Source organism: Azospirillum sp. TSH100, assembly GCF_004923295.1.
Lineage (GTDB): Bacteria > Pseudomonadota > Alphaproteobacteria > Azospirillales > Azospirillaceae > Azospirillum.
Map to the genome: position 1 here is coordinate 16,447 of NZ_CP039640.1, position 12,537 is coordinate 28,983.

Here is a 12,537-nt window from a genome sequence, read left to right on the forward strand (position 1 = left end):
AGAGTCGGAAGATAGTCGCCCGCCCATGCTGCACTGCGGGCTTTTCCGCCGAGCGGGCGACATCATTTGAACGGCCTCCAACGCCCCGCTCCAACCCCGATGGGCGGCCGGATGGGGAGCGGGCGCGCTAGTCGAGGTAGTAGCGCAGGATGACCGTCCGCTGAACCACCAGGATGCTGACGATGGGGAAGAGCCACACCATCCAGGTCATGCCGCGCTCCAGCACCCCCGTCAAGCCTGGGGACCAGCCGGATCCCGGCTCCTGCCGCCCGCTGGCGAAAGCCAGCGGCAGCAGCGCCGCCAGCGGCAGGAAATAGCGCCCTTGCACGCCATCGACCCACAGCTGCCCTACCGGCGTCCACACCATGTAGAGCGCCCCGAACAGCAGCGCCCCGGTCGCCAGCACGACGGCCGCAGTCACCGCCGAGGCGTGGGCCGGCGCGCCGGAATACCAGTCCGCCAACCGGCGGCCGAGCAGCAGCGGCAGGAAGGACAGCAGCAGGACCAGATAGGCGGCGCTGTAATAGGGCCTGGGCAGCCGGGTATCGACCCAGCCAAGGATACCGACGAACTGCTGGTAATACTCGTCGCCCCAGACCTGGAAAGTCTTCACGGCGATGGTGAGGACGGCCAGCGGGTTGTCCAGCAGGAAGCGGAGCTGGCCCATGGCGTCGGTCGGGGCGTCCTGGCGGATCAGCGGCGTCTGCACGGCGAACGCCATCCACACCGCCCAGCCGACCGCGGCGGCCAGCGAGGCGGCGACGGCGAGGCGCTTCACCGCCGCCCGCTCCGCCGGAACCGCCAGCGGCATCAGGCAGAGCAGGGCATAGGGCTGCTTGGTCATCCCCACCAGGGCGAAGCAGGCGGCACTGGCCCAGACCTCCGCGCTGCGCAGCGGCCGGCCTTCGGACAGCGCCCGGGCCAGGAAGGCTATGCCCAGTGCGGTGACGGTGATGACCAGCCCGTCCTGGCTCATCGAGGCGTAGAGGGAGACCGACATCGGCAGCAGCAGCACGGCGAACAGCGGCAGATGCGCCCGGCCGGCCAGCAGCAGGGCGAAGAAGCCGACGATGATGCAGGTCAGCGCGTTGGCCGCCCGTGCCAGATACAGCGTCTGGACCACCGGCATGTCCAGCGCCTTGCCGACCGCGATGGCGGCCGCCTGCGGCAGGTAGAAGAAGGGTGGGTAGGGGGCGGTGTTCTCCGCCGCCACGTTGAAGACCCGGCCATCCCAGCGGGCGGTGAAGGATTTGACGAAATCCTCCAGATTGGCCTTCTCGTCCGGCTTGAAGGGGACGTGGTGGAAGGGGAAATAGGCCTCGATGATCGCGACATCGGACGGGCCTCCCGCTGCGATCCGCCCGTCGGTCTGAACCTTGGCGGCCACCCAGTAGCCGTGGGTGATCATGTTGGCCCGGTAGATGTGGGCGGGCTCGTCGGCGGTCTGGAAGGGCGGAAGGCTCCAGACCAGGAAGAATGCCGAGATGGTTGCCAGAACGGCAAAAAGGAAAGGACCTATCCGCTGCATCACCAGACCTGTCACTGAGTGGGCTGGTGGGTGGGTACCCCATCCGCCGGACAGGCGCCACTTGGAAACTTTGACGCAGCGGGGAAGGATCGGGCGACGGAACCGGTCCCTTACGGTTCGCGGATGCTTTCGTCGAGAGCGCGGATGACGGGGTAGAGGAAGTAGGACAGGACCGAACGGGTGCCGACCCGGATCTCGGCCGAGGCGACCATGCCGGGGCTGAGCAGTGTGCCCTCGGGCACCGCCTCCAGCCGGGTATCGGTGAGGCGGATGCGGGCGCGGAAGACGGCGCCGGCGGCAGGCCGGGGAGCGTCGGGGTTCATGGGGGCAGCCGTACCCTGGCCGGGATCATGGGTGAAGGCGTCGGCGCTGATGGTGCGGATCTCGCCGGGCAGGGTGCCGTGGCGCTGGAAGGGGAAAGCATCCAGCTTCACCCGCACGAAATCGCCGACACGGACCAGGCCGATGTCGCGCGACGGGATTTCCGCCTCCACCTCCAGCGGCACGTCGGCGGGGACCAGGGTGACCAGCGGTTCGGCCTCCCGGACGACCGAGCCGACGGACCGCTTGGCCACCTCCAGCACCACCGCGTCGACCGGGGCGGTCAGGGTGACCAGCGAGCGGCGGCGGTCGGCCTTGGCGATCTGTTCCACCAGCGTGGCCCGCTGGCGGGTCTGCTCCACCAGTTCCTCCGCCGTCTTGCGGCGCCATTCGTCGATGAAGGCGGCGCGGTCGGCCTGGACGCCGCGCAGCTCGTGTGCGCTCGCCTGCTCACGGTCCTGCAAGGCCACGAGATCGTCGCGCAGGCGCAGCCGCTCGATCCGCGCCTCCAGGTAAGTCAGTCGGGAGCCGGTCTGGCGCTCCTGAAGCTGGCGGCGGATGTCCTCGACCTCGCCCACCACGGCGAGTCGTTCGGCAAGGCCGGTCTGGGCGCGGCGGCTGGCGGCGATGGCGCTGTCCAGCTGCCCGGCCTTCTCGTCCAGCGAGGCGAGGCGGGAGCGGTATTCGGCGCGGCGGCGCTCCAGGATGGCGGCCTGCACCGCGGCGTCAGGGTTGCCGGCGGCGGGGATGAAGTCGCCGCCGTCCAGCTCGGCGCGCAGGCGGCCGATCTGGGCCTCGACGCTGGCGAGCTTGGCGGTCAGGTCGGCCAGATCCGCCGCGGCGAAGGTGGGGTCGAGCGTCGCCAGACGGTCGCCCGCCCGCACCCGGTCACCGACCTGCACGTCGACACCGCGCACCACCGCGGTCTCCAGCGGCTGGGCCACCACCAGCGGGGCGGTGGTCACCAGCCGGCCGCCGGCGGTGACGATGCGGTCGACCTGGGCGAAGCCGGCCCACAGGACCAGCGCCACCAGGAGCCCGGCCAGCACATAGAGGGTGGAGCGCGCCAACCAGGGCAGCGGCGCATGTTCGATCGCCGCTCCGTCCGGCAGATACTCCAGCGCGAAACCCGGCGGCGGTGCCGACGGGGCGGGCAGGGCGGTACGGCGGCGGGCTGGGGACGGGGGAGGGTCGGCCTTGGCCGGGACGACCTCGCGGCCGGTTTCCACCGCTTCGGCGTTCCGATCCGCTTCGGGCCGATCCGCTTCGGGTACGCGTGTGTCGGGCATGACTCAGCGCCCCCGGTTCTGCTGCTGCCACAGATGCCGGTATTCGGCGCAGCGGTCGAGCAGGAGGGGATGGGGGGCGAGGTCGAGCAGGCGGCCCTGCTCCAGCACGGCGATGGTGTCGCAGCCGGTCAGGGTCGACAGCCGGTGGGTGACGATCAGCACGGTGCGGCCCTGGGCGATGCGCCGCAGGTTGGCCATGACGATGGCCTCGCTGTCGGGGTCGAGCGCGCTGGTCGCCTCGTCGAGGATCAGCAGGCGCGGCTGCGGCAGCAGGGCGCGGGCGATGGCGATGCGCTGCTTCTGGCCGCCGGACAGGTTGCTCGCCCCCTCCTCCACCAGCGTGTCGTAGCCGTCGGGCAGGCGGTGGATGAACTCGTCGGCCCCGGCCAGCCGGGCGGCCTCGACGATCTCCTCGCGGCTGGCCTCCGGCATGGTCATGGCGATGTTGTCGCGGATGGTGCCGCGGAACAGGAAATTCTCCTGCAGCACCACGCCGATGGAGCGGCGCAGATGGGCCAGATCCAGCTCGCGGATGTCGAGCCCGTCATAGCGGATGCTGCCCTCCTGCACCGGGTAGAAGCCCTGGAGCAGCCGCATCAGCGTGCTCTTGCCCGAGCCGCTGCGCCCGACCAGCCCGACGACCGAGCCGGCCGGCACGGTCAGCGTGACGCCATCCAGCGCCGCCGGGCGGTTGCGGTCGTAGCGGAAGCCCAGCCCCTCGATCTCGATGCGGCCGACCAGGGCGGGGCAGGCGCCGCTGCCCTCGCGCCGCGGTTCGGCCGGGTGGTTCATCACCTCGCCCAGCATGCGCACCGAGAGCGCCGTTTCCTGATACTGGTGGATCAGCGAGACGATCTGGACCAGCGGCGTCACCACCCGGCCCGACAGCATCTGGAAGGCGATCAGCGCGCCGACCGACAGCTGGCGGTCGAAGACGTCGAAGGCGCCGACGGCGACCACCGCAACCATCATCGCCTTCTCCAGGAACTCCGTCACCGTGCGGGCGGCGATGGAGATGCGGCCGACCCGGTAATGGCTGGTCACCGCGCGGGCGGCCTTGCGGTCCCAGCTGCGGCGCTGCTGCGGTTCGAGTGCCGAGGACTTGACGGTGCGCATGCCATGGATGGTCTCCACCAGCATGGCCTGCCGCTCGGCGTCGGCGTTGTAGAGGTCGCGCAGGCGGCTGCGGTAGACCGGCACCAGCGCGACCACCACCCCGGCGATCAGGCCGGCGAACAGCAGCGCCACCAGCGTCAGCTTGACCGAATAGAAGAACAGAACCGGCAGGAAGACCAGCAGCACCAGGCTGTCGAGCACGGTGGACAGCAGGTTGCCGGTCAGGAACTCGCGGATGCGCTCGACCTGCTGCATGTGGCGCACGGTGACGCCGGCCGAATGCCCGTCGAAGAAGGTGATCGGCAGGTCGAGCAGATGGCCGAAGGTGCGGTTCAACAGACGGATATCGATGCGGTTGGCCGCCGCCAGCAGGATGAACTGGCGCAGGAAGCGGAAGGCCGCCTCGAACAGCAGGGCGGCCAGCACGCCGATGGTCAGCACCTGAAGCGTGGCGACGGTCTCGTTCACCAGCACCTTGTCGATCACGATCTGGAAATAGACCGGGACGGCAAGCGCGAGGGCGTGCAGGACCAGCGCCGCCACCACCACGTCGCGGAAGGCGGATTTCTGGCGCAGGATCTCCGGCACGAACCAGCGCAGGCCGAAGGGCTGGCGCGGGTCGGCAAGGCCGTGGCGCGGCTTGAGGAAGACCAGCTCGCCGTCCCAGCGCTCCAGGAAGCGGTCGCGCGGCACGTCGATCACATCCAGCCGGTCGGCCAGCGGATCGACGACGCCAACCATTGGTTCCTCGGCCGGATCGCCAGCGGCATTGGGCGGACGCGACAGCCCGACCAGGATGACGGTGTTGCCGTTGGACAGCCGGGCCAGCAGCGGGAAAACGGGGGGAAGGGCCTGCAAGGCTTTCCAGTCCAGCCGGCGGGCGGTCGCCTTGAAGCCGGTGGCGGCGGCGATGCGCAGCAGGTCGGCGGTGGAGGGCTCACCGCGACCTGGGGCGACGCGGGCGCGCAGGGCGGCCGGCGAGGCCGACAGGCCATGGTGGCGCGCCACCAGCGTCAGGCAGCGTAGCGCGGTGCTTTCGTCGCGGTCGGGAGTAGCGTCCGGACCGGGTGGAGGCGGCGCGACGGTCGTGCTGGCGTCCGGCATCGGTCAGCCGAAATTCGGCGAGCGGGGCCGTCCGGGCGGGGTGGCCGGGGGCGCGGGGGAGGAGGTGGCGGGCTGGATCGGTGCCTGCACCGGACTCTGGAAGGCCGGGACGGCCGAGGCGGGGGCTGGAACCGGCACCGCGCCGGCACCGGGCGGCAGCACGCCGGCGGCCTCCAGCCGCTGGCGCATGCCCTCAAGCGCCGAGAGGCTGGCGAGGAAGCCGGGCAGGCTCATCACCACCCGCTGGCGGATGGCGGGCAGCGGCTGGCCGTTGGCGTCCTTGCGCAGGGCCGACAGGCTGAACAGGTCGATGCGGACCATGCCGTTGCCGAAGCCGATGTCGAAGACCCCATCGGCATAGAGTTCGGGGATGCGGTCGTCCGGCGGCGGCTCGATGGTCATGATGGTTCCGGCAGCAGAAGGCGGGGTGCCGCTTCGGCCCCCTCGCATCCTCTTTCTACCGGAAGGTGGCGATCCGGACCAAGCCGCCAATGCCCGCAGCCACAAAGAGACACAGAGGGAGATTGTCGAAGATCGATAGATTTCAAAACATATAAATCCAAAAGGGAGATTTTGGGCAAATTCGCTTAATCAACCGCCCAAAGGAAGGGAAGCATCTCACCATCAAAATCATACCAATGTATTAATTTGCGCTTATAAAGGATATAATTGGTTATGGCTGGATGCGTTTTAATTCGTTTTAATTCGTTTATTGATGATCGTTCAATGGAAGATCAGAATATCAATCTCCTCAATTTTTATATATTTTGGAGCATGCGAAATGACAAATGTTCCGGATAACCTTCCAAAGAACTCCGTCATCATGTGGTATGGAAGTGCCGATGAAGTTCCTGATGGCTGGGCAATCTGCGATGGGAAAAATCTAACCCCTGATATGAGGGAACGTTTCCCGATCGGAGTCGGCGCCAACTACATTCCACAAAAAACCGGAGGCTCATCCACGATAGTCATAAAGCCACAAAATCTTCCGCCGCATACGCATTCCTACAGCCAGTTCACACAGAAGCGCGACAACTGGAAAAGCGGGGGCGATGCCAGCCCAGGGGATGGAACCGGCGGCAATATTGAAGGACAGACAGACAATGGCCCTGGAACAGGGCAGCCAATCGAAACCCTGCCCCCCTACTTCGCGATCTATTTCATCATGAAGATCAAGTGATGCAGAGGCGGCGCCGCACATCCATGCCGCGCCGCCCTTTCACCGGAAAGCCACTCAATTGCGGCCGTAGACGTCCTCAAGCCGGACGATGTCGTCTTCGCCCAGGTAGGAGCCGGACTGCACCTCGATGATGGTCAGCGGCACCTTGCCGGGGTTCTCCAGCCGGTGGACCGTGCCGATCGGAATGTAGATCGACTGGTTCTCGTAGACCATCACCTGCTCCTCGCCGCGGGTGACCAGCGCGGTGCCGTTGACCACCACCCAATGCTCGGCGCGGTGATGGTGCTTCTGGAGCGACAGGCGCGAGCCGGGGGCGATGGTCAGGCTCTTGACCTGGAAGCGGTCGCCGGTGTGCAGCGACTGGTAGGAGCCCCAGGGACGGTGGACCCGGCGGTGGCTGACGGACTCGCTGCGCCCCTCCGCCTTCAGCCGGTCGACGATGCGCTTGACGTCCTGGGCCTGGGAGCGGTCGGCGACCAGAACGGCGTCGTCCACCACCACCACCACGGCGTTCTCCACCCCCACCACGGCGGTCAGGTGGTTGTCGCTGCGGACGTAGCAGTCGCGGGCCCCCTCCAGCAGCACGTCGCCGACGACGACGTTGCCCTCGCCATCCTTGGTCCCGACATCCCACAGCGCCGACCAGGCGCCGACATCGGTCCAGCCGATCTCGCAGGGGACGACGGCGGCACGGTCGGTGCGCTCCATCACCGCATAGTCGATGGAGATGCTGGGCGCCTTGGCGAAGGCGGCGGCGTCCAGGCGGAAGAAGTCGAGATCCTTGGAACCCTGGCCCAGCGCCTCGCGGCAGGCGGCCAGCACCGCCGGAGCGTGGCGCTCCAGCTCGGCCAGCAGACGGGCGGCCGGGAACAGGAACATGCCGCTGTTCCAGGCATAGCTGCCCTCGGCGAGGTAGCGCTCGGCCACCTCCAGCGACGGCTTCTCGACGAAGGCGGCGACGTTGTAGGCGCCGTCGGCCTCGTCCATCGCATGGCCGCGGCGGATATAGCCGTAGCCGGTCTCCGGCCGGGTCGGGGCGATGCCGAAGGTGACCAGCCGGCCGGCCGCCGCAGCGCGGGCGGCAATGGCGACGGCGCGGCGGAAGGCGTCGGCGTCGCGGATTTCATGATCGGCCGGCAGGATCAGCAGGAGCGCGTCCGGATCCTCGTCCACCACCGCGAGTGCCGCAAGCGCACAAGCGGCGGCGGTGTTGCGGCCGGCCGGCTCCAGAATGATGCCGCGCGGGGTGCAGCGCGACTGGCGCAGCTGCTCGGCGGCAAGGAAACGGTGTTCCTGGTTGCAGATCACCAGCGGGGCCGAGAAGGCGACCTCCCCGGCCGTACCGGAAGCGGGCAGCGTGGAGCGCGGTTGCGCGCTGACCCGCAGGGCGGTGTCCTGAAGCATCGTCCGGTCGGAGCAGAGCGGCAGAAACTGCTTGGGATACAGTTCGCGCGACAAGGGCCACAAACGGGACCCCGTACCGCCGGACAGCAGCACCGGGACGATTTTCTGCGCGGAATTGCCGTTCATCCTGCCGCCATCTGTTGTGTGAGCATGTGGTCGGTCGCCGGAAAGCCGCAAGGTCACCCCCGGAAGCCGGCGCCATGGCGGTTCGTTATAGACCGTGCTTTCCACGCTTCACAAGCACCCCTCCGAGACCCATCCGACCGGAGCGCCCCTTCCGGGAAAAGGGCACGGGAGGTCGGCATGGAATTGGATGGGGGTTGGGGGGCGAGACAAGACTCCAAACGCTTCCCACGGCGACGACCGTCCGAAGGTGAAGCCGGGTTCAAGGTTGGAGTCTTGTCGCGCCCCCCGGCGCCAGGCTCCGGGGCTGCGACCTGGACAAGCGGTTCCCGGGGAACCGGACCAGGACGGGGCGCGACAGAACTCCAAACCGGGCTGCGGACAGAGCTGAGACGACCGGCATGGGAAACGGTGAATCACCGACGAGTCGTGATCGATTCGCCTCTGCGACTCGGAAATCAGCGACTCAGAAGCGATTCGGGGCCGAATCGAAATGTCCCGCCTGGAGTCTTGTCGCGTCAGCCGAAAAATCCACAGGCAACGCGGACTATCCGCTGGAGTCTTGTCGCGGGAGTTCTGGAGTTTTGTCGCGCGACTCGCGATTCTCTACTGGAGTCTTGTCGCGCAAACTATTAACTGAATCAAATAACCGTACAAATAGTTTGAGCGACAAGACTCCAAATTGCTGGCACTAACCGAGCGTGATATAGCGTTGACCGCAAAGTCGTGCCAAGGTCAGCTCGCTATGGGACAGATACACACCCTGATTACCCAGCTGGGACGCGACCAGGCGAAGGCGCTCCAGACCGATCCGGATCAGCGTTCGCTAGTCGATGTCGCTGCTGCCGTCCTCGAAGAGGAACGGCAGGAGCTTGGTATCACCTATTCGGGTTTTGCGCTGACGGCTCTTCCGCATCGTCGTCTTCCCGACGACCAGCCGTGGGAGCGTCGCGGACATAAGATCCGCTTGCTGATCGAACCGGGACGACTGCCGATCCGCAACGGTGGCTTTAAGCTTTACGGTGTTCCGTATGGCAGCCGCGCGCGGATGATCCTGCTGTATCTGCAAACCAGGGCGATCCAGACCGACAGCCGTGAGGTCGAGCTGGGCCGCAGCATGCACGAATGGCTCGACCGCATGGGCCTGTCGGTGGGCGGCCAGACCTACCGCGACATCCGCGAGCAGGCCTCGCGCATCGCCGCCTGCAACCTGACCTTCGCCTGGGAGGACGCCCACAGCATCGGCTTCGAAAAGGGGTCGATCGTCAAGGGCGGCATCCATTTCTCGGCCAATGCCGGGGCGGAGCCGGGCCAGGGGTCGCTGTGGGAAGACCGCGTGCTGCTGTCCGAGGCCTTCTTCCGCGAATTGAAGGCCCATCCGGTGCCGATCTGGGAACCGGCACTGCGCCATATCCAGAACAACAGCACCAGCATCGACATCTATATCTGGCTGGCCTACCGGCTGCATAGCCTGAACCGCTCCACCCCGATCACCTGGCCGGCGGTGTTCGAGCAGTTCGGCGCCGGATACAGCCGTCTGCGTGATTTCAGGAAGCGGTTCATCGAGGCGCTTCAACTGGCGCTTGCGGTGTATCCGGACGCACGGGTGGATGTCGAGGAACAGGGGCTGATGCTGCACCCCTCGCCGCCGCCGATCCCGGAGCGCAAGTTCGCGCAGCTTTGCCGCTGATCGCAAGGCCTGTACCTTCCCTGTTCAAGAGGCATTCCAGCGCAGGCGGGGATCAGGGCTTCCTTGCCAAATGTTTGAGGTAGCTGCATTCCCGCCTTCACAGGAATGACAGCTTGTGAATGTTCAAGCCTACGGTGCCGCTTTCTCCCCCCTGCGACAAGACTCCAAACCACGTCCCCTCAGGGATTGGCGCGCAACGCCTTCGCCAGCGGGGTCAGCAGGCGGCGGAGCCTTGATTCCAAAAGACTTTCCTCCAGCTTGCCGGACAGGAACAAAGCCTGGGGCGGCAGCATGAAAAAAGGCGGCCCTCCGACGGATCCGCTGCGCTGGAGAGTGGCGGCGAGGGACAAAAGCCGCTTTCCGTCATCCGGCCGCAGCGTGGCGTGGACCAGCAGCAGCAAGGTGCCGGCGTCGGCGATGCGGGCGTCGTTGGGGGCGAGCACCGCGACCGCCGGGCCGGAGGCCAGCAGCCCAGACAGCACCGCGGCGGCGCGGCCGCACAGCGCGTCATCCCCCAGATCGGCGGCCGGGCCGTCCTCGGCGTCCACCGCACAGAGCAGGCCGACGCGCTCGATCCGCTGGAAGAAGAGCAGGGGGGACATGGTTGGGGACATGGCGGCTGCCTCCGTGGCGAAGGTGAACAGGCTGGCGGCGAGCAGCAGTGCCGGGCGGATCCCCAAGCGGATTTGCCGTCTCATCGTGCCTCCTCCATGGTGGTGATGCCGGCATCGTCCGGCAGGAAGCCGCCGACCTGCCGCCGCCACAGCCGGGCATAGGGTCCATCCTGGCGCAGCAGGGTGGCGTGGTCACCGTCCTCCAGGATGCGCCCCTTCTCCATATAGAGGATGCGGTCCATCCCGGTGACGGTCGACAGCCGATGGGCGATCGCGATCACGGTGCGCCCCTCGAACAGGCCGAGAAGTGCGTCCTGGATCAGATGCTCGGTCTCGGAATCTAGCGACGAGGTCGCCTCGTCCAGCACCAGGATCGGCGCGTCCTTCAGGAAAGCGCGGGCGATGGCGACCCGTTGGCGCTCACCGCCCGACAGCTGGATGCCGCGCTCTCCCACCACCGTGTCATAGCCGCCCGCGCGGCCCTTGATGAAGCGGTCGCAATGGGCACGGGCGGATGCGGCGCGGATCGCCTCGTCCGTCGCCTCCTCGCTGCCATAGGCGATGTTGTCGCGGATCGAGCGGTGGAACAGGCTGGGCAGTTGCGGCACCTCGGCGACCGCGCGGTTGAGCGAGGCGAGGCTGACCATGGCGATGTCCTGGCCGTCGATCAGGATCCGGCCGCCTTGCAACGGGAACTGGCGGCGCAGCAGGCGGACCAGCGTGCTCTTGCCGGCTCCCGACGGACCGACCAGCGCCACCCGCTCCCCCGGCCGGATGGTCAGCGACAGTCCGTCGAACACCGCCCCCCCTTTCTCAAGATCGGAGCCCGGGTGGGCGAAGCGGACCTCCTCGAAGCGGATGGCGCCCTCGGTGACGGTCAGATCGGGGCGGCCGGGCGGATCGGGGATCTCGTGCGGGCGGACGATCAGCTCCAGCGCCCCCGACAGGATGCCCAGCTGTTCGAAGAAGCCCAGCATGCGGGTCGACAGGCCCCAGACATTGCCGCCGACGATGCTGGCCAGCGAGAAGATCATGGCGAAGTCGCCCACGCTCATGCGGCCGGCCGTCGCCTCCGACACGGCGATGCCGATCAGGGTGATCTGGAAGATCAGCAGGGCGTTGAACAGCCAGAACCACATCTTGGTCAGGAACCAGCGCAGCTCCTTCGACCGCGCGATCTCGCCGGTCAGGGCGTCGGACAGGCCGGCCAGTTCCTGGCGCCGGCGGGCGAAGGCCCGCACCAGCTCGGCATTGGCAATGATGTCGACCATGCGGCCGGTGGTCGAGGACACCTCTTCGGAAAAGGCGTGCGACAGCCGCAGGCAGCGCCGCGCCAGCAGCGCCGACAGGGTCAGATGAGCCGCCGTCCAGCCGACCAGCAGCCCGGCGAACAAGGTTTGGGCCGAGGCCAGCAGGGTCATGCCGATGGCGAGGATGACGACGATGCGGATGATGTCGTTGGTCAGGATTTCCAGGATCTGGATGGCGCTCTGGCCGGCCTGCTTGACCTTCTGGCCCAGGTTGCCGGCGAAATTGTCCTGGAAGTAGCGCGGCGAATGGTCGATCAGATGGTCGAACAGCCGGACCTGGATGGCATGGCGCAAGGCTGGCGAGGTGTGCAGATCCACCAGCTCGCGCAGCCGGTTGAACAGGGCGGACGCGATCCACAGCCCGCCCAGCAGCAGGAACCAGCGCATCACCTCCGCCGTCCAGGCGGGAGAGCCGGCGGGCTGCTGCCCTGACAGCCCCGTCCCCGACAGCCCGGCGAGCGCGTCGACCAGCCCGCGCATCGCCACCGGCTCCATCCCCATCAGCCCGATCCCGCCGGCGGCGGCGAGGTTCAGCAGGATGGCGCGGCCGAGGAAACGCTCGCGCACGAACATCCACAGGAAGCGCCAGGGGGAGGAGGGCAGGGGGGACGTGGAAGAGGACAAAGGATGTCGGCGCTCCGTCGCGCGATGAACCGGGAGGGCCGGCGGACACAGGACCTTATAGGCGCCAAGAGGCGGGAGCGGAACGGATCCTTATGAGGCGGGCCGATGCAGACCTCTTTCGGAGAATCTGTTCCCTGGCCGGCCACTATGCCGTTGGGGCGGGTTGCCGGACTTGTCTGTTGAGGGTGGAATGGAAACTCTCGATCGCCTCAGGGCCCTGCATACGACACTCTG

9 protein-coding genes are annotated in these 12,537 nt (G+C 67.4%); 2 read left to right on the plus strand and 7 right to left on the minus strand.

The features are described 5' to 3' along the window. Window positions 1–127 precede the first annotated feature (127 nt). The 4 genes from E6C72_RS30250 to E6C72_RS30265 all read right to left on the minus strand — a co-directional run bounded on the left by E6C72_RS30250 (window position 128) and on the right by E6C72_RS30265 (window position 5,760). Complete coding sequence (locus tag E6C72_RS30250; RefSeq protein WP_109086699.1) at window positions 128–1,528, minus strand: DUF2142 domain-containing protein; 1,401 nt, start codon at window positions 1,526–1,528, stop codon at window positions 128–130. 110 nt (window positions 1,529–1,638) lie between these two features. Next, window positions 1,639–3,138, minus strand: a complete 1,500-nt coding sequence (locus E6C72_RS30255; RefSeq protein WP_109086700.1) for an HlyD family type I secretion periplasmic adaptor subunit — start codon at window positions 3,136–3,138, stop codon at window positions 1,639–1,641. Window positions 3,139–3,141: 3 nt separating this feature from the next. Further along, entirely contained in the window at window positions 3,142–5,358 is a 2,217-nt protein-coding gene (locus E6C72_RS30260) for a peptidase domain-containing ABC transporter (RefSeq protein ID WP_109086701.1), read from the minus strand. 3 nt (window positions 5,359–5,361) lie between these two features. After that, window positions 5,362–5,760, minus strand: coding sequence for a hypothetical protein (locus E6C72_RS30265; RefSeq protein ID WP_109086702.1), 399 nt, complete (start codon window positions 5,758–5,760; stop codon window positions 5,362–5,364). A gap of 379 nt (window positions 5,761–6,139) precedes the next feature. On the opposite strand from E6C72_RS30265, the gene E6C72_RS30270 reads away from it, so the two are divergent. Further along, window positions 6,140–6,538: a phage tail protein gene (locus E6C72_RS30270; protein WP_136700876.1), complete on the plus strand. Its 399-nt coding sequence runs from the start codon at window positions 6,140–6,142 to the stop codon at window positions 6,536–6,538. 54 nt (window positions 6,539–6,592) lie between these two features. Here the strand turns inward: E6C72_RS30270 and E6C72_RS30275 are convergent, their stop codons facing one another. Then, a complete protein-coding gene (locus E6C72_RS30275; protein WP_109086703.1) occupies window positions 6,593–8,068 on the minus strand; it encodes a mannose-1-phosphate guanylyltransferase/mannose-6-phosphate isomerase in 1,476 nt (491 codons plus the stop codon). Between the two features lie 742 nt (window positions 8,069–8,810). Here E6C72_RS30275 and E6C72_RS30280 point away from each other — a divergent pair. Further along, window positions 8,811–9,755, plus strand: a complete 945-nt coding sequence (locus E6C72_RS30280; RefSeq protein ID WP_012978551.1) for a replication protein RepA — start codon at window positions 8,811–8,813, stop codon at window positions 9,753–9,755. A gap of 179 nt (window positions 9,756–9,934) precedes the next feature. Here E6C72_RS30280 and E6C72_RS30285 read toward each other — a convergent pair whose 3' ends face one another. Next, window positions 9,935–10,453, minus strand: a complete 519-nt coding sequence (locus E6C72_RS30285; RefSeq protein ID WP_247875809.1) for a hypothetical protein — start codon at window positions 10,451–10,453, stop codon at window positions 9,935–9,937. Then, window positions 10,450–12,303: an ABC transporter ATP-binding protein gene (locus tag E6C72_RS30290; RefSeq protein WP_247875810.1), complete on the minus strand. Its 1,854-nt coding sequence runs from the start codon at window positions 12,301–12,303 to the stop codon at window positions 10,450–10,452. Before E6C72_RS30290 ends, E6C72_RS30285 begins: the two co-directional genes overlap by 4 nt. Window positions 12,304–12,537: the final 234 nt, after the last annotated feature.

Bases quoted from the DNA above. Each gene is read 5' to 3' on its own strand.
- E6C72_RS30260 (WP_109086701.1), bottom strand. From the start codon at position 5,358: ATGCCGGACGCCAGCACGACCGTCGCGCCGCCTCCACCCGGTCCGGAC.
- E6C72_RS30270 (WP_136700876.1), top strand. From the start codon at position 6,140: ATGACAAATGTTCCGGATAACCTTCCAAAGAACTCCGTCATCATGTGG.
- E6C72_RS30265 (WP_109086702.1), bottom strand. From the start codon at position 5,760: ATGACCATCGAGCCGCCGCCGGACGACCGCATCCCCGAACTCTATGCC.
- E6C72_RS30250 (WP_109086699.1), bottom strand. From the start codon at position 1,528: ATGCAGCGGATAGGTCCTTTCCTTTTTGCCGTTCTGGCAACCATCTCG.
- E6C72_RS30255 (WP_109086700.1), bottom strand. From the start codon at position 3,138: ATGCCCGACACACGCGTACCCGAAGCGGATCGGCCCGAAGCGGATCGG.
- E6C72_RS30280 (WP_012978551.1), top strand. From the start codon at position 8,811: ATGGGACAGATACACACCCTGATTACCCAGCTGGGACGCGACCAGGCG.
- E6C72_RS30285 (WP_247875809.1), bottom strand. From the start codon at position 10,453: ATGAGACGGCAAATCCGCTTGGGGATCCGCCCGGCACTGCTGCTCGCC.
- E6C72_RS30275 (WP_109086703.1), bottom strand. From the start codon at position 8,068: ATGAACGGCAATTCCGCGCAGAAAATCGTCCCGGTGCTGCTGTCCGGC.